Genomic DNA, 21,401 nt, shown 5'->3' on the forward strand with positions numbered 1-21,401 from the left:
TTTTGCTTTTGCGCGCGGAAAAAGGCGTGCTTCCTGTTCACCTTGCCGAACCCCTCCTGGCATGTCCTCTTTCGCGTCTAGCGTAGCGAGAGTCCGGGCGGATCCGCATGACGCTGGCGCTCTTGCGTTCGCCGTACCGATCCCGATCCGCGAGTTAGAGCCTCGCTTCGAGGAGAAAGACAAAAGATGGCTTCCGGTGAAGGGAATCGCTTGATTTACTGTATGAATAAACAGTATCTTGAGCGCTCCCCCCTTCGTGGCCATCCCTGTTGGCCATCCCAAGGCAGCTCGTCTCTCGAGCTGCCTTTTTCTTTGTCTCAATGGAAATCCCGGCTGCGGACGTCCAGGCCGGTGAGTAGAGGGGTCAGGTCATGCAGGCGCCCGGCGATGACGTGGCGCACCTCGCCGGAGGACTCCAGGATGCCTTCCACCTGTAGCAGCCGGGACTCGAGGAATGGCCGCCTCTGCCGTTCGGCAAGGTCGTGTCGGACCACCACGTTGACCATGCCGAACTCGTCTTCCAGGGTGATGAAGGTGATGCCGCTGGCGGTCTGTGGGCGCTGCCGGCCGACCACCAGGCCGGCGACCCGTATCGGTCGCCCATGTCCCAGTTTCGCCAGTTCGCGGGAGTCGCGGCAGCGGCGGGCCTTGAGCTGTCCACGCAAGAGTTTCAGCGGATGCGGGCCGAGGGTGGTGCCGAGGAGAGCGTAATCGCTCAGCAGTTCCTCGCCGCGCGAAGGCAGTGGCAGGCTGACCGTGCTCTCTTCGATGACGGTCCCTTCGGCGAACAGCGGCAATTGCGGCTCGACGCTGGCGACGGCCCAGCGCGCCTTGTGCCGGTGTCCGACGAGACCGCGCAGGGCGCCGGCATCGGCCAGCAACTCCAGGGCCCGGGCGTCGAGCCTGGCGCGTCGGCCAAGATCGTGCACGTCGAGGAACGGCTGGGCCTCCCGGACCTGCTCGATACGCCTGGCATCCTCCTCGCGAAAGCCTCGGATCATCCGCAGGCCGAGGCGTATGGCCGGTTGCGCCTGGCCGAACGGCTCCAGGCTGCAATCCCAACCGCTGTGGCGGACATCCACCGGGCGTGTCTGCAGGGTGTGGCGGCGGGCGTCCTGGAGCAACTGGTCGGGGCTGTAGAAGCCCATCGGCCAACTGTTGATCAAGGCGCAGGCGAAGGCCGCCGGCTCGTGACGTTTCAGCCAACTGCTGGCGTAGGTGAGCAGGGCGAAGCTGGCGGCGTGGGATTCAGGGAAACCGTAGCTGCCGAAGCCTTTGATCTGCTCGAAGATGCGCGCTGCGAAGTCGGCCTCGTAGCCGTTGGCGAGCATGCCCCGGGTCAGCCGCTCGCGGTGGTGTTCCAGGCCGCCATGACGCTTCCAGGCGGCCATCGAACGACGCAGTTCGTCCGCCTCGCCCGGCGTGTAGTCGGCGGCGACGATCGCCAGTTCCATGACCTGTTCCTGGAACAACGGGACGCCCAGGGTACGTTCGAAGACCTTCTCCAGTTCGGCCGATGGATAGGCCACCGGCTCTTCACCGTTTCGCCGGCGCAGGTAAGGATGCACCATGTCGCCCTGGATCGGCCCCGGCCGGACGATGGCGACCTGGATCACCAGATCGTAGAACTTCTGCGGGCGCAGGCGTGGCAGCATGGCCATCTGGGCGCGCGATTCGATCTGGAACACACCGATGGTATCGGCGCGGCTGATCATTTCGTAGGTGGCCGGGTCTTCGCTCGGGATACTGGCGATGCTCAACCGCTTGCCGCCGCGCAGCGCGTGGATCAGGTCGAAGCTGCGGCGCAGGGCGCTGAGCATGCCCAGGGCGAGGACGTCGACCTTGAGCAGGCCGACCGCGTCGAGATCGTCCTTGTCCCACTGGATCACCGTGCGTTCGGCCATGCTGGCATTCTCCACCGGGACCAGGGTGTCCAATGGCTGTTCGGAGATGACGAAGCCGCCGGGGTGCTGCGAGAGGTGGCGCGGAAAACCGATCAACTTGTCGGTCAGGGCCAGCACCCGGCGCAGGATCGGACTCTGCGGATCGAAGCCGGCCTCTTCCAGGCGTTCGGCGCTGGGGGCCTGGTCGCTCCAGCGGCCGCAGCAGTTGGCCAGGACGTCGACCTGCTCGGGCGGCAGACCCAGGGCCTTGGCTACGTCGCGCACCGCGCCGGCGCCGTGGTAGGTGCTGACCACCGCGGTCAGCGCCGCGCGCTGGCGTCCGTAGCGTGTGAAAACGTACTGGATGACCTCCTCGCGGCGCTCGTGTTCGAAATCCACGTCGATGTCCGGTGGTTCGTTGCGCTCGCGGGAAAGGAAGCGCTCGAACAGCAGGTTGGTCCGGTCCGGGTCCAACTCGGTGATGCCGAGGGCGAAGCACACTGCCGAGTTGGCCGCCGAGCCGCGGCCCTGGCAAAGGATTTTCCGGCCCCGGGCGAAGGCGACGATGTCCTGCACGGTGAGGAAATAGCTTTCATAGCCCAGTTCGGCGATCAGCTCGAGTTCTCTCTCGATCTGCTTGCGGACCTTGGCGCTCGCGCCGTTCGGCCAGCGCCTGGCGATGCCCTGTTCGGTGAGATGGCGGAGCCATGACGCCGGGTCGTGTCCGGCCGGTACCAATTCGCGTGGGTACTGGTATTTCAGCTGTTCCAGATCGAACCGGCAGCGTTCGGCGATCTTCAGGGTTTCCGCCAGCAGGGCTTGCGGGTAGATCCCCTGCAGGGCCTCCAGGGTACGCAGGTGGCGTTCCCCGTTGGGGAAGAGATAGGCGCCGGCCTCGCTGACCGGCAGATGGTTGCGGATCGCTGTCATGCAGTCCTGCAGGGCTCGCCTGCCGCGGGCGTGCATGTGGACGTCGCCGCAGGCCACGGGCGGTAGCCGGAGATGCGAGGCGAGCGCGAGCAGTTTGTCCAGGCGGGCATCGTCATCGGCGCCGCGATGCAACTCGACGCCCAGCCAAAGGCGCTGGGGGAAGCGTTCGCGGAGCCAGGCAGCCTGCTCGTCCCCATGGTCGTTCGGCAACCAGATCGCCAACAGGCCGGCGAGCGGCTGTTGCAGATCTTCGCGCAGCAGCCGGTAGTGGCCCTTGTCGGCTTGTCGCCGGCCGCGGGTGATGAGGCGACAGAGGTTCTGGTAGCCCTTCAGGTCCTCCGCCAGGAGGACCAGCTTGGGCCCCTGTTCGAGGCGGATTTCGCTGCCGATGATCAGTTGTACCTGATGCTCCCGCGCCGCCTGCCAGGCCCGCACGATACCGGCCAGGCTGCATTCGTCGGTGATCGCCAGGGCCCGATAGCCCAGGCGTGCTGCACGGGCGAAGAGTTCCGCGGCGCTGGAGGCGCCGCGCTGGAAACTGAAGTTGGACAGGCAATGCAGTTCGGCGTAGGCGCTCATGCGAACCAGCCATGCAGCCACAGCGGCCCTTCGCTGCCGACCTCGCGATAGACCCAGGCACGTTGTCCGCTGCGGGTTTCCACCAGGTAATAGTCGCGGCGGATGTCTTCGCCATCCCACCAGCCCGACTCGATCCGCTCCGGGCCGGCCAGCACGGTGGGCAAGGCCTCGCCGAGGGGGCGTGGCTCCGCCAGCAGCCAGCCGGGGCGGAGGCCGCAGGCTGCCGGCGATTGCGCCCTGTCGCAGCTGTGCGGCCGCCAGCTTCGCTCCGGACGGTGTTCGGCGACGGCGCTCAGGCCCTGTACCGCCTCGTCGCCCAGCCGCGCGCGCAGGCGTTCCCGCAACTGTTCCCAGCCGAGATACTGCTGTGGGCGCTCGTCGAACAGTTCGCGGTGCTGCGGCGTGAAAGGAGGCAGCTCGCGGGCCTCCAGGCGCACGGCATGCACGGGGGCGGGCAGTTGCAGCTGTTCGAGACGGCCGCGGGTCAGTTCGAAGAGCATGGCCGCCTCGCGTTCGGCGCTGAGCAGGCCGACCGTGACCTGGCTGTCGGCGCGCCCGTGATGCTCCAGATGCAGGGTGAAGCGCTGCACGCCGCTGTCGCGTCCGGCGAGAAAGGCGGCGAGATCGGCGCTCAGCCGTCGCAGGGGGAAGAGCAGGGCCTGGTGCGACTCCACGTCGAAATTGAGTTCGATGCGCAGGTCGAAGGTGTCCGGCGGCCGGTAGTGCTCCAGCGCCAGCGGGCTGCGGCCGCAGAGGCGGTCGATGTGCAACAGCAGTTCGGCCGGGAAGCGACGGGCCAGGGCGGCGCGCGGCAACTCGAGGACCTGGCGCAGATGGCGCAGTCCCATGCGTCCGAGGGCGACGGCCAGCTCCCGCGAGAGTCCCAGGCGGTCCAGCGGAAGGGCGGACAACTGGCGTTGCAGCGCTGTCTCGTCCTCGATGGCCAGGCCGTCGTGGCTGTTCGCCAGGACCCTCGCCGCCACCGGGTTCGGCGCCAGGCACAGGCGATGGCGGAAGCCCAGCGCCGTGAGTTCCTTGCGCAAGCGGGCCTCGAAGCGTGGCCAGGGGCCGAACAGGGCAAGGCTGGACTGCACTTCCAGCAGCAGCGCACGCGGATAGTGCAGGCTGACCTGCGAGCTGAAACCGTAGGCCCAGGCGGCGAGGAAGGCCTGCCAGCGCTCCACGGCGGCGAGGTCGTATTCCGCCGTGGCGAAGTCCCGGCTCAGGGCCTGGGCGGCGATCAGCGATTGACCGGGCTTCAGGCCGAGCGCGCGTGCCGCAGGGTTGACCGCCTGCAACTGCCGGCGCTGCGCTGGGCCGCCGAGCAGCGCCAGCGGTGCGTCGGGATTGCTCCGTTGACGCAGCGCGCTGTCCATGGCCAGTTGCGGCAGGAGAATGCAAGCCCAGAGCATGGCCGCCTCATTGCCAGGCGCTGGCCGGCAGGGCGGTCGCCGGCGCGAGGCCGCCCCGGCACTTGAGGATGCGCAGGCGTGGGGGGCGGGTTTCGATGCACAGGCGTAGCGCTGCCGGCGAAGGATTGACCGCTTCGCGCAGGGGGCGATAGGCGAAACCCAGGGCCTGACCGCTTTCGGCGGCGACCTGGAGGCGGCGCAGGGCGCGGTCGTCGGCCTGCTGCGGCCAGCACAGCACTGCGGCGCAACTGCCCGAGCGCAGGCACTGTTCGGCAGCCCACAAGGCGTCGCGTCCGCTGGCCTGCAGCAGGACCAGGTGGCGCAGGTCGACCGCGGCGGCCAGCCAGGCCTGCGGATAAGGTACGTAGGGGGCGCCGACCAGGACGACACGACGTTGCGCCTGGGTCAGGCGAGCGAGGGTCGGCATCAGTAGTTGCAGTTCGCCGACACCGTCGCGGGCATGGAGGATTTCGCTCAGGGCATGCTCCGGCCAACCGCCGCCGGGCAGCAGTGCGTCCAGGCGCGCATGCCCGGTGGGCAGGGAAGCGCCGGCCGGTACGGCGGACTGGCCTTTCCAGATCCTACGCGCGTCGAGCAGCGCACTCAGCGCTATGCCATTGCCTCGTCCGGCGACGGCTGCGGGTGGGGTGATGTCGGCTACGGATGAAAGGGAGGCCAAGGAAATAACTCGAATGCTGTATGTAAATACAGTATTTGCTGTAGTCCTTTTCTGGTCAATGGCAGTCGGTCGGCATCCTTTCATGTGACACTGAGATTCAATAACGAATATAATTGAGAATCGTTATTGATCCTGGGCGCGCTATGTCGGCCCAGTGCGTTCCGTCCCTCGAAAGGAATTCCCCTATGGATACCCTGGCCCCTGAATCCACTCGGCAAAACCTGCGTTCGCAACGCCTCAACCTGCTGACCAACGAGCCGCACCAGCGCCTGGAGAGCCTGGTGAAAAGCAAGGAACCCTTCGCCAGCCGGGACAATTTCGCCCGCTTCGTCGCCGCCCAGTACCTCTTCCAGCATGACCTGGAGCCGCTTTATCGCAACGAAGCGCTGGCCCGCCTGTTCCCCGGCCTGGCTTCCCGCGCCCGCGACGACGCCGCTCGTGCAGACCTGGCGGACCTCGGCCATCCGGTGCCGGAGGGCGACCAGAGCGTGCGCGAGGCCGACCTGAGCCTGGCCGAGGCACTGGGCTGGCTGTTCGTTTCCGAAGGTTCGAAGCTGGGCGCTGCGTTCCTGTTCAAGAAAGCCGCCGCGCTCGAACTCGACGAGAACTTCGGCGCCCGCCATCTGGCCGAACCGGAAGGCGGCCGCGCGCAAGGCTGGAAGAGCTTCGTGGCGATCCTCGACGGCATCGAGCTGAACGAGGAAGAAGAGCGCCTGGCCGCCAAGGGCGCCAGCGATGCCTTCAATCGTTTCGGCGACCTGCTGGAGCGTACCTTCGCCTGAGGGGCGTTCCTTGTCCTTTGATCGGCGGCCAACCTCGCCGACGACGATTGCCCCGGCCTGGTTGCCGGGGTTTTCTGTCTTGCGCCGCCGGCCAGGAGCGCGGACCTGCGGAGACCCTTAGCGAGGCGGCCGCTGCGCTTCCACTGAGTTGCCGAACGAGGTGCCCAGGCGAATGCGCGTCGCCGATTGGTTGTACAGGCCGAGCTGGTTTGGCGGACGCCGGACGATGGCGGCGGAATCCAGCTCCTGTTCGCGGCGGGTCCTGGCCGCGCTGTCAGGATCGGTCATCTGCTGGCTCAGGCATTCATAGGACAAAGCCTGGTAGCCGTTGACCTCGGTGTTGATGCAGTTCGCCGGCGGCGTCGGCTCGTCGGCCAGGGTGGCGTTCATGGCCAGGCCCAGGATCAGGGCCGGCAGAACCTGCGATGAACGGTGCATGGCGATTCTCCCGCGCTGGGATGGTGGTTTCCCGCTTATACGGCAATCGGTGAAAACATGTCACCGCAGGTACCGTCACACCACAGTCACACAGTGCCATCAGGATGTCCCTCCTGGGTGATGGCCATCTGGCCTGAACCGGGTAGTTCGGACTGGAATCCGTTGATGTCGATCCTCGGGGTGGCAAGGTCGTGCGCAGTGTCGTTGCTCGGTCTCGGCATGCTGCTGCCGGCGTCCGGCGCCGTGCCGGGCGATGGCGGCAGGCCGCCGTTGCGCCTGGCGGTGCACGCGTTCGATATTCCTCCGCAGAGCCTGGCATCGGCGCTGGTGACCTACAGCGGGGTGACGGGAATGGCGGTTCTGGTGGATGGCGAGCTGGCCCGTGGACGGCGCTCGGCCCGCTTGCAGGGGCGCTTCACCGCCAGCGACGCCCTGACCCGACTGCTCGGCGGAACCGGCCTGATGGCGCGCTACACCAGCCAGGAAGCGTTCACCCTGCTGCCGGCGCAGGCCGTCAGGAACGCTGCGCCGCTGCCGGCAGAGATGCCGAAGGTCGAGCAGCCGCTGGATCGCCGCTACGCGGGAGCGGTCCAGGCGGCGCTGGAAGAACAGTTGTGCCGCTCGCCGCGCACTCGTCCGGGTACCTATCGCGCGGTGCTGCAACTCTGGATCGGTCGCTTCGGCGAGGTTCGCCACAGTCGCCTGCTCGGTTCGACCGGCGACCCGCAGCGGGACAGCGCCCTGGTGGAAAGCCTGCGCGGCGTGCGGGTGATGCAGGCGACGCCCGCTACGCTGGCCCAGCCGCTGACCATCCTGTTGCTGCCGAAGACGACGGGCAAGGCCATGGAATGCAAGCTGACGGAGGGAGTGGGAGGGTCATGAGCGATTCGCGGCAAAGCGCGATGGTGAAGCTGTTCCTCGCCTCCTATGACGACTTCAAGGCGCGCCTGAAACGGCGCCTGGGCTCCGAGGACCTGGCGTGCGACGTGCTGCACGAAACCTACCTGAGAGTCGACCGGCTGGATGATGCCCTGGAGGTCAAGAAGCCCCAGGCCTACCTGTTCCGTATTGCCCTGAACATTGCCGCCGACCGCCGCGAGGGCGACGCCCGCCTGCTCACCGGGGAGGAGGTGGCGGAGCTGTTGCAGGTGGCCGACGAAGGCCTCGACCCGGAGCGCATCGTCGGCGGTCACGCCGAGATCCGTCGCCTGCTGGAGGCGCTCTGCGAACTGCCGGCGCGGCGTCGGCAGATTCTCATCGCCTCGCGCCTGGAAGAGACGCCGCATGCGGAAATCTCCCGTCGCTTCGGCATTTCCACCCGCACCGTGGAGAAGGAACTCAAGGCCGCCCTGTGGTTCTGCGCGGAGCGCCTGGAAAGAAAAGTCATCCAGAGGTTCGGTCCCGGGGCCGGAAAACCGTCATAAGCATAAGCAGGTGGAAAACCGCCGCCATATCCCTCCCATGAGCCATTCCGGTGTCCGTACAGCACAGTCATGACAGCCTCAGACTCCGCCGCCGATGAAACCGGCGACCTTCGCCACGAAGCGCACGCCTGGGTGATCAGCCTGACCTCCGGACGCGTCACCCAGGGCGACGCGCGGGCCTTCCGCCAGTGGTGTGCGCGCAGCCCGCAACACCTGCGAGCGTTCGTCGAGGCGCGCGATCTCTGGCAGGCACTCGGCAGTGCCGCCGCTCTGCCGCTGGAGCCGCCGGCCGTGGCGCAGATCGCGCCGAGGCGTTTCGGTCGTCGCTGGTTCGTCGGCGGTGCGCTGGCCGCCTCGGTGGCGTTGTTCGTCTTGCGCCCGTCGCTGCTCGACCATGGCCTGGGCGGCGCCGACTACGTCACGGCGGTCGGCGAGCAGCGCCAGGTGCAGGTGAGCGGCGAGACGCGGATCGAGATGAACACCCGCACCCGCCTGAACGTGCGGCGCAATCAAGAGCAGCAGGAAACCATCGAACTGCTCGGCGGCGAGGCCGAGATCATCGCCAGCCACCCGCCGCAGAGCAGCCTGCGGGTGATGGCCGGGAGCGCCTGGCTGAGCGCCAGCCGGGCCCGCTTCAATGTGCGCAGCAGCGGTGACGTTTGCGTGGTGACCTGCCTGGAGGGCAGCGTGCGGCTCGAACACCTCGGCCAGCGCCTGGACCTCCAGGCCGGCCAGCAGCTGACCTTCGACGAGCGACGCAACGGTCCGCCGGTGCCTTTCGACGTTGCCGAGGTGATGGCCTGGCGCGAGCGCATGCTGGTGTTCAACGACGTACCGTTGGCCACGGTGATCGACGAAATCAACCGCTACCGTCCCGGCATGCTCCTGCTGCTGGACAAGGCCCTTGGCCGACGCCGGGTCCAGGCCCGTTTCAGCCTCGATCAACTGGCCGACGTGGCGACCCTGATCCGCGATGCCTATGGCATCGAGGTCACCCGCCTGCCGGGCGGGGTGGTGCTGCTCGGCTGAGCCACCGCTTCATTGCAGGGCCACCACCCGTCGATAGCGCTCCACGCCGTTGCGGGTGACCCGTGCCAGGCTGATCTCCAGTCCGCTGGCGCGGACTTTGCTGCGTGCCGGCAGGTGCGTCCAGCCCTTTCCCGGCACCCAGGCACGGATCTCGAACCGACTCACGCCGTCCAGCACAGCCACCCGCTCCGCCAGCGGCGGCAACGGCAGGCGGTCGCCGCTGGGCGAGGCGGCGCGGTAGAGGACCTTGCCCTGTCGCCACCAGCGCACGCGCTGCAGCGGCGCGCCTGGCTCGGTACTGGCGCGGACGATGTCCAGGCGCAATGGGATCTCGCTCAGGCGCTTCAGTGCGAGTCCGGGCGGCAGGCTGTCGCCGGCCCGGATCGGCTCGTCGCCGCTGGGCAGGCCGGTCTCCTCCCGGATGGCGCTGTGCAGGGCGATGTCGCGCTCCAGTTGGTTCAGCGCGCGCAGTAGCGCGGCGCCCTGCTCGGTGCTGTCCTCCAGGTGCGCGCTGGCCCGGGCGATGCTGTCCAGGCCGCGCCAGGCCATCAGGCTGACGATGGCCATGAGCATGATCGCGACCATCACCTCGATCAGGGTGAAGCCGGCTTGCCGGCGCCGCGTCGTCGCGCGTTCAGCGTACCCGGACATGGCCGTTCGCCTCGCGCAGCACGGTGACGCTGTGTTGGCCGTCGGAGAGCGTTATCCGCAACGGCGCGCCGATCCATTCGGCGTCCAGCAACACCGGTCGCGGCGGGCGCACGCTGACCCGCAGCGGCGCGGCCTGCCAGTCGCGCGCGCGCAATTCGGTGTCGGCGGCGAAGGCGTCGGTCTTGCCGCGATAGGCCTGCGGGCTGAAGCGATAGCCCTTGGCGCTGGGCTGCCAGAGGATCGGCGTACCGCGTACCCGCGCTTCGCCCTGGGCTATTTCCAGCAACCGCGCCAGGCGCGCGGCATCCTGGCGCAGCAGGCCCGTCGGGTCGGGGCGGGCGCTCAGGCTGATGGCCGCCGTGGCGATGCCGACGATTACCAGCACCACCATCAGTTCGATCAGGGTGAAACCGCCTTGCCGGGGTCGCCTCACCGGATGCCGCTCCGCGAAGAGAGAGGTTTCCAGAGTGCCCGACGAAGATGATCGGCGTGTGAAACATAACGGAGAGAATTCCGCGCTAGGCTGGTGCCGGGGCGCCGTTCGTGGCGCCTGTCGCCCATACGCCAGGAGAGCCCGCCATGCCGGCCATGCCCCGTATCGATCCGCCCCGCCTGGTCCAGTTCGCCGCCGTGCTGGCGATCCTCGCCGGCCTGCTGTTCTGGGGCTATCTGTTGCTGGCGCCGATTCCCGGCGTGGTCCAGGCCGAGGTCGCCGACGTTCCGCCGCCCAGCGGCGAGGACGCCGCTCAACGCTGGTTCGCGGCGCCTTCCGGTGAGGTAGAGGTGCAACTGGCGGGATTGATCAGCGGTGGTCCCGCGGCGATCGCCATCCTCTCGGTGAACGGCGCGCCGGCCCAGGCCTATCGCGAGGGCGAGGTCCTGGCACGTGCGGCGAAGGTGCGGCGGATCGAGGCCGACGCGGTGCTCATCGAGCAGAACGGCGAGGTTCGCCGGGTGGCCATGCAGCGGCTCGCCGAACCGCCGCCGCTGGCTACCCTCAAGCGCGGTTGAGATCACCGGGAGCGGCTCAGCAGGGTGTTCAGGCGCGCCAGCGGCACCGCCTGTTCGCGCTGCGTGCGCACACGGATTTCTACCCACAGTAGCGCGGGGTCGTCGGTGGCCTCGACGCGTTGTTCGCAGTACAACCGCAGGCGGCCCTGGGAGCATTCGAAATCGCTGTTTCCCGGAGCCGCGCCGACGCCCAGGCGTAGCTCGGCGAGCCGGCTCTCCGCTGCCAGCAGGGCCAGCGACTTGTCGCGCAACAGACCATTGCCGTCGGTCATCAGGCCCACCGCGCGGATCGCCGCGGCCAGGGCGATGGCGACGATGGCCAGCGCGACCAGCACTTCGATCAGGGTGAAACCGCGGGAAGACAGGCGCGTGGACATCGCGGAAAGGTCGGCGAAAGGGGACTTCCAGGCTAGCCGGGAAATCTGACCGATCCCTGACAAAAGCTCGGGAGGGCGCCCCCGCGAGCCATCCCCGGCGCCTGCCGGAAAGCCCGGCTCCAGGGCCTTGCGGGCGCCTCCGGAAGAGCGGCGCACCCGAGGATTTTCAATATCGTTGACATATCTTCCTGAAACAATCCGCGGCGAATCGAACCATGCCGAGGAGTGTCGAGATGGATGTCGTGCAGTTCAGCTCCAGCCCGAAAGGACATCGGGGACAGCGGGGCTTCACCCTGATCGAGATCATGGTGGTGGTGGTGATCCTCGGCATCCTCGCCGCGATGGTGGTGCCCAAGGTGCTCGACCGTCCCGACCAGGCCCGCGCCACCGCGGCGCGCCAGGACATCTCCGGGCTGATGCAGGCGCTCAAGCTCTACCGCCTCGACCAGGGCCGCTATCCGAGCCAGGCGCAGGGCTTGAAGGTGCTCGCGGAGCGCCCTGCCGATGCCTCGGCGAGCAACTGGCGCTCGTACCTGGAGCGCCTGCCCAACGATCCCTGGGGCAAGCCCTACCAGTACCTGAATCCCGGCGTGAACGGTGAGATCGACGTGTTCTCCCTCGGCGCCGACGGGCAGCCGGGCGGCGAGGGCATCAACGCCGACATCGGCTCCTGGCAGCTCTGAGCGCGCCATGAACGGTCATCGCCAGCGCGGCATGGCGATCATCAGCGCGCTGCTGATCGTCACCGTGGTCGCGGTCATAGCCGCCGGCCTGATCGCCCGCCAGAGCGCATTCATCCGCGCCCTGGAAAGCGAGCAGCTACGCATCCAGGCCGGCTGGATGCTGCGCGGCGGCCTGGAATGGAGCCGCCAGTTGCTGCTCGAGGACAGCCGCCGCGACCCGCTGACCCGCCTCGACCAGCGCTGGGCGCAACCGATGCGTGGCTTGCGTCTGAGCAGCGCCGAATTGCCGTTCAACGGCCAACTGGAAGACGAGCAGGGCAAGTTCAACCTGCGCAACCTGTTGGTCGACCAACGCCCCGATCTCCAGGAGCGAGCGAACTTCGAACGCCTCGCCGGTCTGCTCGGCGTGCGCCCGAAGGAGACGCGGCTGATCGTCGAGCGGGTACTCGATTCCTATGCACGGCTGCCCGCCGAAGCGCCGCCGGCCGAGACGCAACCCGCAGGCTTCGACAGCGGCCGCGAGACTTCGCCGGGCGCCGTGTTGCGTGCGCTTCCGGCGCGCATGCCGGCGCTCAGGCGTCTCGACGACCTGGCGCGGCTGGGCATTCCGCCGGCGACCCTGGAACGCCTGCGACCCTACGTCACCATCCTGCCCGAAACCACCTGGATCAACGGCAACACCGCGCGCGCCGAAGTGCTCGCCGCCTGTGTCCCCGGCCTCGGGCTGGACCAGGCGCGGCGGGTGCTCGGCGAGCGCGACCGGGGCCGCTGGTTCCTCAATCGCGGCGACTTCGTCAACCGCCTGAACATGCCGCAATTGCAGGCGCAGTCGGTGAAGGTCGGGATCACCAGCGACTGGTTCCTGCTCACCGCCTATGCTCGGCGCGACCGGCAAGAGGTGCGCCTGCAAGCCCTGGTGCAGCGCAAGGCCGGTGAAAGCACGGCGGTCAACTGGATGAGGGTGGGCTCATGAAGGCCGCCTGGCGTTGCCTGCTGCCGCCGCTGAGCGAGTTCGCCGAGGCGGCGCCGCTGCATTGTTTGCGCCTGGATGCGCGCGGCGCGGTGCAGGAACGAATCGAGGTCTCGCTCGCGGAACTGGCGCGGCGGCGCCAGGGGTTGCCGGTGGCGCTGTTCCTGCATCCGCGCGATTGCCGCCTGGTCAGTCTCGAACTGCCGGCGCTGCCTGCGGCGAAGCTTGCCGCCGCGGTGAACTGTGCGGCCGAGGCGCTGGTCCTCGGCGATCCGGCGCAGCTACGCCTGGCCCACGGCCCGCGCGGCGCCGACGGGCGCCTGACCTTGGGGTGGCTGGAGGCGTCGGCGCTGGCCTCGCTGGAGCAGGCCGTACAGCGGCTGCGGCTCGACGTGCGGGAGGTGCAGGCCGCGCCGTTCCTCCTGCCGTTGCGCGATGACGCTTGGGTGGCCGGCGAGTGGGACGGCCATCTGCTGTTGCGCCGCTCGCTGAGCGACGCTGTGGTCCATCCCTTGCCGGAGCAGGGCCTCGCTGAGGTCCCGCAGGAGTTGCGGCTGTTCTGGCTGGGCGAGCGACCGGCGTGGCGCTCCGCAGCCCTGGAGCGGGCCGAGGCGCTGGACGAAGCGCTGCGCTGGAGCGGGCCCGCCAGTCCGTGGGGATTGGCGCTGAAAGCGCCGGCGACGAGCGCCGGCAACGGCACCTGGAAGATGCCCCTGTTCTGCGCTGCCCTGGCCTTGCTGGTGTGGGTCGCCGGTCTGAACCTGTACGCCGGGCAACTGGCCGGGCAGGGCCAGTCCTTGCAACGGCAGAGCAGTCAACGCGTGCAGCAGGCCTTCCCGGAACTGCCGGTGGTGCTCGATCCGCTGCGCCAGGCTCGCGAGCGACGCGACGCCTATCTGGCCGGCAAGGCCGATGGCGATGCCGCACCGGGACTGGCCGCGCTGCTGCATGGCGCCGGCGAGGCGATGCCGTTCCTCGCCGGGCGCTTGCAACGACTGGACTACCACGCCGGCGAACTGGACCTGGAGCTGCTGCCGGGACCGCCAGGCGGCGATGCCGCTGCCTGGCAGGGCGAGTTGGGCAAGCACGGGTTGCAGGCCGATGCCTCCGACAAGGGCTGGCAGGTGCGCGCCATGGAAGCGCCGCCAGCGCCGGCCGCTGGCGCGGCAGACAGTGGCACTGCCGAGGCGGCTGCCGATGAAGATGAATAAGCGCCTGGCGGGCCTGCTGAATACTCCGGCGCAGCGCTGGAGTCCCCTGCTGCTGCGATTGCAGGCCTACTGGCGGCAACTGGCGCCGCGCGAGCGCAAGATTCTCGCCGGCGGTGGCCTGGCGCTATGCCTGGCGCTGACCTGGCAAGTGTTCGTCGATCCGCCGCTGGCGCGGATCGAGCATTGGCAAGCCGAACTGCCGCGCCTGCGTGCGCAGGCTGTGGCGGTGGACGGCGTGTTGCGTGAGGTCGAGGCGTTGCGCGGTCCGACCCTGAGCGGTACGGCGGACGCCGAGGCGATCCGTCGCAGCCTGCGCGATCAGGGACTCGACGGTTTCCAACTGGACGCCCCGCAACCGGGCCAATGGCAACTGGACTTCGCCAGCGTGTCCGGCGAGGCCTTGCTGCGCTGGCTGGCGCGCAGCCCGGCAGCGTTGCGCCTGAGCGTCAGCGAGGCGCAGGTGACGCGTCTCGACGCTCCTTCCGAGGAGCGCTCCGGCTCTTCGAACGAGCTGTCCGGCGGGCTGGTGTCCGCCTCGATCCATTTGCAGTCGACTTCCGCTCCCAAGGATTCCCCATGAGGCAATCAGCTTTCCACCATGCCCGGCGTCGTTGGCCTGTACTGGGCGTGGCGCTGGGCGCGCTACTGGTCGCGGCGTGTAGCGAGACGCCGAAGGTCCCCGGCGTGCCCCCGGCCGACGAGGAAGTCGGTCGGCCGCTGAGCAGTGTCCGCTCCGGTGCGCCGTTGCGCAGCGCCGACGTCCGCGAGCGGCCCCAGGCCGAGCAGGCCCGCCGCGCGCTGAGTGCCGGACGCGGCGTGGCGCGCTCCGGTGGCGTGGCTCCGGTCTCAGCGACAGCGGCCGAACTCGGCGAGCAGCCGGTCAGCCTGAATTTCGTCGATACCGAGGTGGAAGCGGTGGTGCGCGCGCTGTCGCGCGCCACCGGCCGGCAGTTCCTGGTCGACCCGCGGGTGAAGGGCAAGCTGACCCTGGTTTCCGAAGGCCAGGTGCCGGCGCGCACCGCCTACCGCATGCTCACCAGCGCCCTGCGCATGCAGGGCTTCAGCGTGGTCGACGTCGACGGGGTCAGCCAGGTGGTGCCGGAGGCCGACGCCAAGCTGCTCGGCGGGCCGGTCTACGGCGCCGACCGGCCGGCGGCCAACGGCATGGTCACGCGGACCTTCCGCCTGCGCTACGAGAACGCGGTGAACCTGATCCCGGTACTGCGCCCGATCGTCGCGCAGAACAACCCGATCAATGCCTATCCGGGGAACAACACCGTGGTGGTCACCGACTACGCGGAAAACCTCGACCGGGTCGCCGGGATCATCGCCAGCATCGACATCCCCAGCGCCAGCGACACCGACGTGGTGCCGATCCAGAACGGCATCGCGGTGGACATCGCCAGCACCGTCTCCGAACTGCTCGACAGCCAGGGCAGCGGCGGCGCCGAGCAGGGCCAGAAGACCGTGGTGCTCGCCGACCCACGCTCCAACAGCATCGTGATCCGCTCGCCGAGCCCAGAGCGCACGCAATTGGCGCGCGACCTGATCGGCAAGCTGGACAGCGTGCAAAGCAATCCCGGCAACCTCCATGTGGTCTACTTGCGCAACGCCCAGGCGACCCGCCTGGTCCAGGCCCTGCGCGGGCTGATCACCGGCGACAGCGGCGGCGAGGGCAACGAGGGCGACCAGCAGCGCGCGCGCCTGAGCGGCGGCGGCATGCTCGGTGGCGGCAATAGCGGTACTGGTAGCCAGGGCCTGGGGAGCAGCGGCAATACCACGGGCAGCGGTTCCAGCGGGTTGGGCGGCAGCAACCGCAGCGGCGGCGCCTATGGTGCGATGGGCAGCGGCCAGGGCGGCGCCGGACCCGGTGCGATGGGCGAGGAGAACTCGGCGTTCTCCGCCGGCGGGGTCACCGTACAGGCCGACGCCACCACCAACACCCTGCTGATTTCCGCACCCGAGCCGTTGTACCGCAACCTCCGCGAAGTCATCGACCTGCTCGACCAGCGCCGCGCCCAGGTGGTGATCGAAAGCCTGATCGTCGAGGTCAGCGAAGACGACTCCAGCGAGTTCGGCATCCAGTGGCAGGCCGGCAACCTCGGCGGCAACGGCGTGTTCGGCGGGGTCAACTTCGGCCAGTCGGCGCTGAACACGGCCGGCAAGAACACCATCGACGTGTTGCCCAAGGGGCTCAACATCGGCCTGGTGGATGGCACCGTGGACATCCCCGGGATCGGCAAGATCCTCGACCTCAAGGTGCTCGCCCGGGCGCTGAAGAGCCGCGGCGGCACCAACGTCCTGTCGACCCCGAACCTGCTGACCCTGGACAACGAGTCGGCGAGCATCATGGTCGGCCAGACCATACCCTTCGTCAGCGGCCAGTACGTCACCGACGGCGGCGGTACCAGCAACAACCCGTTCCAGACCATCCAGCGCGAGGACGTCGGCCTGAAGCTGAACATCCGTCCGCAGATCTCCGAGGGAGGAACGGTCAAGCTCGACGTCTACCAGGAGGTCAGCAGCGTCGACGAGCGCGCCAGCACCGCCGCCGGGGTGGTCACCAACAAGCGCGCGATCGATACCAGCATCCTCCTCGACGACGGCCAGATCATGGTCCTCGGCGGCCTGTTGCAGGACAACGTGCAGGACAACACCGACGGCGTTCCCGGACTCTCCAGCCTCCCCGGCGTCGGCTCGCTGTTCCGCTACCAGAAGCGCTCGCGGACCAAGACCAACCTGATGGTCTTCCTGCGTCCCTACATCGTCCGCGACGCCGCCGCCGGCCGCAGCATCACCCTCAACCGCTACGACTTCATCCGCCGCGCCCAGCAGCGCGTGCAGCCGCGCCACGACTGGAGCGTCGGCGACATGCAGGCTCCGGTGCTGCCGCCGGCGCAGCAGGGCATCCCGCAGGCCGCCTACGACTTGCGCCCGAGCCCGCGGCCGCTGCGCGCGGTACCGTTGGGCGAGGCGGCGCCGCTATGAGCCTGCTGCCCTACGCCTGGGCCAAGGCGCAGCGCGCCTTGCTGCGGCCGGGCGAGCATGGCGCGACCCTGCTGGTCAGCCCGCGCACGCCCGGCTGGGCGATCAGCGAGGTGCGCCAGCGGCATGCGCTGGCCAGCCTGGAGAGCGTCCGCGACGACGAACTCGACACCCTGCTGGCCAGCGCCTACTCCGATACCGGCAGCGCCGCGGCGGTGGTCGGCGCGGCGGAGAGCGAGGTCGACCTCGACCGCCTGATGGACGATATCCCCGAGGTCACCGACCTGCTCGACACCCAGGATGGCGCGCCAGTGATCCGCATGATCAACGCGCTGCTGACCCAGGCCGCGCGCGACGAGGCCAGCGACATCCACATCGAGCCCTTCGAGCCCCATTCGGTGGTGCGCTACCGCGTCGACGGCGCCCTGCGCGACGTGGTCGCGCCGCGCAAGGCGCTGCACGCGGCGCTGGTGTCGCGGATCAAGATCATGGCGCAGCTGGATATCGCCGAGAAACGCCTGCCCCAGGACGGCCGCATCGCCTTGCGGGTAGCCGGGCGGCCGATCGACATTCGCGTCTCCACCGTGCCCACCGGCCACGGCGAACGGGTGGTGATGCGCCTGCTCGACAAGCAGGCCGGACGCCTGAGGCTGGAGACCCTGGGCATGGCTCCCGGCGTGCTGGCGCCGCTGGACAACCTGATCCGCCAGCCGCACGGCATCGTGCTGGTCACCGGGCCCACCGGCAGCGGCAAGACCACCACCCTCTACGCCGCCCTGGCGCGGCTCGATGCCAGCACCAGCAACATCCTCACCGTCGAGGACCCGGTGGAGTACGACCTGCCGGGGATCAGCCAGATCCAGGTCAACGCGCGCATCGACATGACCTTCGCCGTAGCCCTGCGGGCGATCCTCCGGCAGGACCCGGACATCATCATGATCGGCGAGATCCGCGACCTGGAGACCGCGCAGATCGCCGTGCAGGCTTCGCTCACCGGGCACCTGGTGCTGGCCACGCTGCACACCAACGACGCGGTGTCGGCAGTGACGCGGCTGGTGGACATGGGCGTCGAGCCGTTCCTGCTCGCCTCGTCGATGCTTGGCGTACTCGCCCAGCGCCTGGTGCGGCGCCTGTGCACGCATTGCCGGGTCGAAGAGGACGGCGGCTGGCGCGCGGTCGGCTGCCCGGCTTGCAACCAGACCGGCTACAGCGGGCGCACCGGCATCCACGAACTGTTCGTGATCGACGACGAGATCCGCCGCCTGGTCCACCAGGGCCGCGCCGAGCAGGATCTCCGCGAAGCCGCCCGCGCGGCCGGCATGCGCAGCATGCGCGAGGACGGCGAGCGCTGGATCGCCAGCGGCTCCACCACCCTGGAGGAAATCCTCCGCGTGACCCGGGACGCCTGATGCAGACCTTCCGTTACGAAGCCGCCGACGCCCAGGGCCGGATCGAGACCGGCACCCTGGAGGCGGACAGCCAGCGTGGCGCCCTCGGCCAACTGCGCGCCCGCGGCCTGACCCCGCTGGAGGTCCGCGAGCAGGCTGGCGGCGGGACCGGGCAAGGGGCGGGCGCGCTGTTCGCCCCGCGCCTGTCCGACGGCGACCTGGCCTGGGCCACCCGCCAGCTGGCCAGCCTGCTGGCCGCCAGCCTGCCGCTGGAGGCGGCGCTGAGCGCCACCCTCGACCAGGCCGAGCGCAAGCACATCGCCCAGACCCTGAGCGCCGTGCGCAGCGACGTACGCGGCGGCATGCGCCTGGCCGACGCCCTTGCCGCACGGCCGCGGGACTTCCCGGAAATCTACCGGGCGCTGGTGGCTGCGGGCGAGGAGTCCGGCGACCTGGCCCAGGTGATGGAGCGCCTGGCCGACTACATCGAGGAACGCAACGCCCTGCGCGGCAAGATCCTCACCGCGTTCATCTACCCGGCGGTGGTCGGCGTGGTCTCCATCGGCATCGTCATTTTCCTCCTCGGCTACGTGGTGCCGCAGGTGGTCAGCGCCTTCTCCCAGGCGCGCCAGGACCTGCCGGCGCTGACCCGGGCGATGCTCCAGGCCAGCGACTTCGTGCGCGCCTGGGGCTGGCTCTGCGCCGGCGCCATCGGTAGCGCTTACTGGGGCTGGCGCTTGTACCTGCGCGACCCGCAGGCGCGGCTCGGCTGGCACCGGCGAGTGCTGCGCCTGCCTCTGCTCGGTCGTTTCGTGCTCGGGGTGAATACCGCGCGCTTCGCCTCCACCCTGGCGATCCTCGGCAGCGCTGGCGTACCGCTGCTGCGCGCGCTCGATGCGGCGCGCCAGACGTTGGCCAACGACTGCCTCGCGCAGGCGGTGGAGGAGGCCACCGCGCAGGTTCGCGAAGGTGTCTCGCTGGCCTCGGCGCTGCGCACGCGGCAGGTGTTCCCGCCGATCCTCACCCACCTGATCGCCAGCGGCGAGAAGACCGGTGCGCTGCCGCCGATGCTCGACCGCGCAGCGCAGACCCTGTCGCGCGACATCGAGCGCCGCGCCATGGGCATGACCGCGTTGCTCGAGCCGCTGATGATCGTGGTCATGGGCGGGGTGGTGCTGACCATCGTGATGGCGGTGCTGATGCCGATCATCGAGATGAACCAACTGGTCCAGTAGTCCGTGCCTGAACAAGCCTTTCCCGTGCTGGGCGATTAACCGCTCGCGGCTATCCGCCGTGGGGATGGGGCGTCTCAGCAATCTTCCGAAGAGAGGTATCGGCGGATAACGCCGCTGGCGTAATCCGCCCTACGGGTGGGCTTGTGCAAGCCGGCCTTCCTCTCGCTGTCATCAACCCGTGTGGCCCCTCGCCAGGGCTCGGGTGCATGTTTCAGCGAGGTTGCCCCGAGGGCGCGCCATGGCCGTCGCGGGCCGGCCGCCGGGAGGCGCTCGCGGAACCTCGCAGGTCCCGCGAAAAGGCCCGGCGCAGAGCCTGCGAACACCCGAGGAAAGGCTGCGAAAACAATTCGATGCTCCCGAGATTTTTTCCCCGATCTGTCACCGGAACTTGCGAGTTTTATCCCCAGCGGCCCCTTCGACCGGCTAGGGATGCAAAGCCCGGCAAGCACGGCGCCGCCTCATGCAAGACGACTTCCTCAACGTACCAACACCACGATGAAAGGAGATTCTTCATGTTCAAGCGCTCTCTGATCGCTGCCTCGCTGAGCGTGGCCGCCCTCGTATCCGCCCAAGCCATGGCCGACATCAACGGCGGTGGCGCCACCCTGCCGCAACAGCTGTACCAGGAGCCCGGCGTCCTGACCGCCGGCTTTGCCGCCTACATCGGCGTAGGCAGTGGCAACGGCAAGGCGGCCTTCCTGAACAACGACTACACCAAGTTCGTCGCCGGCACCACCAACAAGAACGTGCACTGGGCCGGCAGCGACTCCAAGTTGAACCCGAGCGGCGAAACCACCCCCTATCTGAGCGCCCATGGCTCCGCCTGGGGACCGCTGATCCAAGTGCCGTCGGTAGCTACTTCGGTCGCTCTGCCGTTCAACAAGTCAGGTAGCAACGCCGTCAACTTCGCAGACGTGAACACCCTTTGCGGTGTCTTCTCCGGCCGTCTGACCGATTGGAGCCAGATTCCCGGATCGGGCCGTAGCGGCGCCATCACAGTGGTCTACCGTTCCGAGAGCAGCGGCACTACCGAACTGTTCACCCGCTTCCTCAACGCCTCTTGCTCCAGCGCCCTCGAAGGTGGCACCTTCGCCATCACCACCAGCTTCGGTAACAGCTTCTCCGGCGGCCTGCCGGCTGGCGCCATATCGGCCCAGGGCAGCCAGGCCGTGATGAATACGCTCAACGCCGCCGAAGGCCGCATCACCTATATGAGCCCGGACTTCGCCGCGCCGACGCTGGCCGGCCTCGACGACGCCACCAAGGTCGCCCAGGTGCGCGGCGTATCGCCGGCTCCGGCCAACGTCTCGGCAGCCATCGGTGCCGTTACCCCGCCGACCACCGCACAGCGTTCAGACCCGAACAACTGGGTGCCGGTCTTCGCCGCCACTGCCAGTGCGACCGATCCGAGCGTCCGTCCTTATCCGACCACCGGCTATCCGATCCTCGGCTTCACCAACCTGATCTTCAGCCAGTGCTACGCCGACGCTACCCAGACCCAGCAGGTGCGCGACTTCTTCACCCGTCACTACGGCGCCAGCGTCAACAACGACACCGCGATCACCAACCATCGCTTCGTGCCGCTGCCGGCTTCCTGGAAGCTTGCCGTACGCCAGTCGTTCCTGACCTCCACCAACAACCTGTACATCGGCCATTCCAACGTCTGCAACGGTATCGGCCGTCCGCTCTAAGACGCTCCAGTCCACGGGCGATAGCGGAGACCGGCGGTGCGCA

The 21,401-nt window shown here is 68.7% G+C and carries 20 protein-coding genes; 13 read left to right on the top strand and 7 right to left on the bottom strand.

All coding sequences use genetic code 11. The features are described from left to right. Positions 1-317: 317 nt before the first annotated feature. Genes dnaE2 through imuA form a run of 3 tightly spaced genes read right to left on the bottom strand, consistent with a single transcriptional unit; the run spans position 318 to position 5,417 of the window. Positions 318-3,413 carry an error-prone DNA polymerase gene (gene dnaE2, locus JHD77_RS14495; protein WP_196994393.1) on the bottom strand — a complete coding sequence of 1,032 codons (3,096 nt, stop codon included), beginning with the start codon at positions 3,411-3,413 and terminating at the stop codon, positions 318-320. Then, positions 3,389-4,804, bottom strand: coding sequence for a Y-family DNA polymerase (locus JHD77_RS14500; protein ID WP_003116540.1), 1,416 nt, complete (start codon positions 4,802-4,804; stop codon positions 3,389-3,391). The genes dnaE2 and JHD77_RS14500 overlap by 25 nt, the downstream gene beginning before the upstream one ends. Before the next feature lie 7 nt (positions 4,805-4,811). Then, positions 4,812-5,417 carry a translesion DNA synthesis-associated protein ImuA gene (gene imuA, locus JHD77_RS14505; RefSeq protein ID WP_031627677.1) on the bottom strand — a complete coding sequence of 202 codons (606 nt, stop codon included), beginning with the start codon at positions 5,415-5,417 and terminating at the stop codon, positions 4,812-4,814. Between the two features lie 251 nt (positions 5,418-5,668). Between imuA and pigA the strand changes: the two genes are divergently transcribed. Next, entirely contained in the window at positions 5,669-6,265 is a 597-nt protein-coding gene (gene pigA, locus JHD77_RS14510; protein ID WP_003085321.1) for a biliverdin-producing heme oxygenase PigA, read from the top strand. 117 nt (positions 6,266-6,382) lie between these two features. On the opposite strand, the gene JHD77_RS14515 is transcribed toward pigA, so the two are convergent. Continuing rightward, entirely contained in the window at positions 6,383-6,703 is a 321-nt protein-coding gene (locus JHD77_RS14515; RefSeq protein WP_003455167.1) for a hypothetical protein, read from the bottom strand. 165 nt (positions 6,704-6,868) lie between these two features. Between JHD77_RS14515 and vreA the strand changes: the two genes are divergently transcribed. From vreA to vreR, 3 genes are all read left to right on the top strand, one after another. Further along, the gene (vreA, locus tag JHD77_RS14520) at positions 6,869-7,585 is read left to right on the top strand and encodes a TonB-dependent outer membrane receptor VreA (RefSeq protein ID WP_003120815.1); all 717 of its coding nucleotides are present in this window, start codon (positions 6,869-6,871) and stop codon (positions 7,583-7,585) included. After that, the gene (gene vreI, locus JHD77_RS14525; protein ID WP_003085329.1) at positions 7,582-8,127 is read left to right on the top strand and encodes an RNA polymerase sigma factor VreI; all 546 of its coding nucleotides are present in this window, start codon (positions 7,582-7,584) and stop codon (positions 8,125-8,127) included. Before vreA ends, vreI begins: the two co-directional genes overlap by 4 nt. Positions 8,128-8,196: 69 nt before the next feature. Beyond that, a complete protein-coding gene (gene vreR, locus JHD77_RS14530; protein ID WP_003106396.1) occupies positions 8,197-9,156 on the top strand; it encodes an anti-sigma factor VreR in 960 nt (319 codons plus the stop codon). 9 nt (positions 9,157-9,165) lie between these two features. On the opposite strand, the gene JHD77_RS14535 is transcribed toward vreR, so the two are convergent. Both JHD77_RS14535 and gspH read right to left on the bottom strand, forming a co-directional pair. Further along, complete coding sequence (locus JHD77_RS14535) at positions 9,166-9,807, bottom strand: PulJ/GspJ family protein (RefSeq protein ID WP_023105549.1); 642 nt, start codon at positions 9,805-9,807, stop codon at positions 9,166-9,168. Beyond that, a complete protein-coding gene (gene gspH / locus JHD77_RS14540; RefSeq protein ID WP_003106853.1) occupies positions 9,791-10,240 on the bottom strand; it encodes a type II secretion system minor pseudopilin GspH in 450 nt (149 codons plus the stop codon). Before gspH ends, JHD77_RS14535 begins: the two co-directional genes overlap by 17 nt. Before the next feature lie 146 nt (positions 10,241-10,386). Here gspH and JHD77_RS14545 point away from each other — a divergent pair, with 146 nt between their 5' ends. Then, positions 10,387-10,818, top strand: a complete 432-nt coding sequence (locus JHD77_RS14545) for a type II secretion system protein N (RefSeq protein WP_004366502.1) — start codon at positions 10,387-10,389, stop codon at positions 10,816-10,818. A gap of 2 nt (positions 10,819-10,820) precedes the next feature. On the opposite strand, the gene gspI is transcribed toward JHD77_RS14545, so the two are convergent. Next, complete coding sequence (gene gspI, locus JHD77_RS14550) at positions 10,821-11,195, bottom strand: type II secretion system minor pseudopilin GspI (RefSeq protein ID WP_003085347.1); 375 nt, start codon at positions 11,193-11,195, stop codon at positions 10,821-10,823. A 233-nt stretch (positions 11,196-11,428) separates the two neighbouring features. Here gspI and gspG point away from each other — a divergent pair, with 233 nt between their 5' ends. The 8 genes from gspG to JHD77_RS14590 all read left to right on the top strand — a co-directional run bounded on the left by gspG (position 11,429) and on the right by JHD77_RS14590 (position 21,358). After that, the gene (gene gspG, locus JHD77_RS14555) at positions 11,429-11,878 is read left to right on the top strand and encodes a type II secretion system major pseudopilin GspG (protein WP_003085349.1); all 450 of its coding nucleotides are present in this window, start codon (positions 11,429-11,431) and stop codon (positions 11,876-11,878) included. A gap of 7 nt (positions 11,879-11,885) precedes the next feature. Next, complete coding sequence (gene gspK, locus JHD77_RS14560) at positions 11,886-12,851, top strand: type II secretion system minor pseudopilin GspK (protein WP_003106847.1); 966 nt, start codon at positions 11,886-11,888, stop codon at positions 12,849-12,851. Then, positions 12,848-14,059 carry a type II secretion system protein GspL gene (gspL, locus tag JHD77_RS14565; protein ID WP_016852076.1) on the top strand — a complete coding sequence of 404 codons (1,212 nt, stop codon included), beginning with the start codon at positions 12,848-12,850 and terminating at the stop codon, positions 14,057-14,059. The genes gspK and gspL overlap by 4 nt, the downstream gene beginning before the upstream one ends. Beyond that, complete coding sequence (locus tag JHD77_RS14570) at positions 14,046-14,639, top strand: type II secretion system protein M (RefSeq protein WP_023096963.1); 594 nt, start codon at positions 14,046-14,048, stop codon at positions 14,637-14,639. The genes gspL and JHD77_RS14570 overlap by 14 nt, the downstream gene beginning before the upstream one ends. Beyond that, positions 14,636-17,047 carry a type II secretion system secretin GspD gene (gspD, locus tag JHD77_RS14575; RefSeq protein ID WP_191519327.1) on the top strand — a complete coding sequence of 804 codons (2,412 nt, stop codon included), beginning with the start codon at positions 14,636-14,638 and terminating at the stop codon, positions 17,045-17,047. Before JHD77_RS14570 ends, gspD begins: the two co-directional genes overlap by 4 nt. Further along, positions 17,044-18,453, top strand: coding sequence for a type II secretion system ATPase GspE (gspE, locus tag JHD77_RS14580; RefSeq protein ID WP_199506530.1), 1,410 nt, complete (start codon positions 17,044-17,046; stop codon positions 18,451-18,453). Before gspD ends, gspE begins: the two co-directional genes overlap by 4 nt. Continuing rightward, positions 18,453-19,667 carry a type II secretion system inner membrane protein GspF gene (gene gspF / locus JHD77_RS14585; protein ID WP_003112721.1) on the top strand — a complete coding sequence of 405 codons (1,215 nt, stop codon included), beginning with the start codon at positions 18,453-18,455 and terminating at the stop codon, positions 19,665-19,667. The genes gspE and gspF overlap by 1 nt, the downstream gene beginning before the upstream one ends. Positions 19,668-20,179: 512 nt before the next feature. After that, positions 20,180-21,358 carry a substrate-binding domain-containing protein gene (locus JHD77_RS14590; protein WP_023116094.1) on the top strand — a complete coding sequence of 393 codons (1,179 nt, stop codon included), beginning with the start codon at positions 20,180-20,182 and terminating at the stop codon, positions 21,356-21,358. Positions 21,359-21,401: the final 43 nt, after the last annotated feature.

The sequence above is a fragment of the Pseudomonas sp. P20 genome, from assembly GCF_016463925.1.
Classification (GTDB): Bacteria; Pseudomonadota; Gammaproteobacteria; order Pseudomonadales; family Pseudomonadaceae; genus Pseudomonas; species Pseudomonas aeruginosa.

Excerpts from the sequence above, each read along its gene's own strand:
- gspG (WP_003085349.1), top strand. The coding sequence starts at position 11,429 with ATGGATGTCGTGCAGTTCAGCTCCAGCCCGAAAGGACATCGGGGACAG.
- gspI (WP_003085347.1), bottom strand. The coding sequence starts at position 11,195 with ATGTCCACGCGCCTGTCTTCCCGCGGTTTCACCCTGATCGAAGTGCTG.
- pigA (WP_003085321.1), top strand. The coding sequence starts at position 5,669 with ATGGATACCCTGGCCCCTGAATCCACTCGGCAAAACCTGCGTTCGCAA.
- gspL (WP_016852076.1), top strand. The coding sequence starts at position 12,848 with ATGAAGGCCGCCTGGCGTTGCCTGCTGCCGCCGCTGAGCGAGTTCGCC.
- vreI (WP_003085329.1), top strand. The coding sequence starts at position 7,582 with ATGAGCGATTCGCGGCAAAGCGCGATGGTGAAGCTGTTCCTCGCCTCC.
- JHD77_RS14535 (WP_023105549.1), bottom strand. The coding sequence starts at position 9,807 with ATGTCCGGGTACGCTGAACGCGCGACGACGCGGCGCCGGCAAGCCGGC.
- gspK (WP_003106847.1), top strand. The coding sequence starts at position 11,886 with ATGAACGGTCATCGCCAGCGCGGCATGGCGATCATCAGCGCGCTGCTG.
- gspF (WP_003112721.1), top strand. The coding sequence starts at position 18,453 with ATGCAGACCTTCCGTTACGAAGCCGCCGACGCCCAGGGCCGGATCGAG.
- gspD (WP_191519327.1), top strand. The coding sequence starts at position 14,636 with ATGAGGCAATCAGCTTTCCACCATGCCCGGCGTCGTTGGCCTGTACTG.
- JHD77_RS14590 (WP_023116094.1), top strand. The coding sequence starts at position 20,180 with ATGTTCAAGCGCTCTCTGATCGCTGCCTCGCTGAGCGTGGCCGCCCTC.
- JHD77_RS14515 (WP_003455167.1), bottom strand. The coding sequence starts at position 6,703 with ATGCACCGTTCATCGCAGGTTCTGCCGGCCCTGATCCTGGGCCTGGCC.
- vreA (WP_003120815.1), top strand. The coding sequence starts at position 6,869 with ATGTCGATCCTCGGGGTGGCAAGGTCGTGCGCAGTGTCGTTGCTCGGT.
- gspE (WP_199506530.1), top strand. The coding sequence starts at position 17,044 with ATGAGCCTGCTGCCCTACGCCTGGGCCAAGGCGCAGCGCGCCTTGCTG.
- vreR (WP_003106396.1), top strand. The coding sequence starts at position 8,197 with ATGACAGCCTCAGACTCCGCCGCCGATGAAACCGGCGACCTTCGCCAC.
- JHD77_RS14570 (WP_023096963.1), top strand. The coding sequence starts at position 14,046 with ATGAAGATGAATAAGCGCCTGGCGGGCCTGCTGAATACTCCGGCGCAG.
- JHD77_RS14500 (WP_003116540.1), bottom strand. The coding sequence starts at position 4,804 with ATGCTCTGGGCTTGCATTCTCCTGCCGCAACTGGCCATGGACAGCGCG.
- JHD77_RS14545 (WP_004366502.1), top strand. The coding sequence starts at position 10,387 with ATGCCGGCCATGCCCCGTATCGATCCGCCCCGCCTGGTCCAGTTCGCC.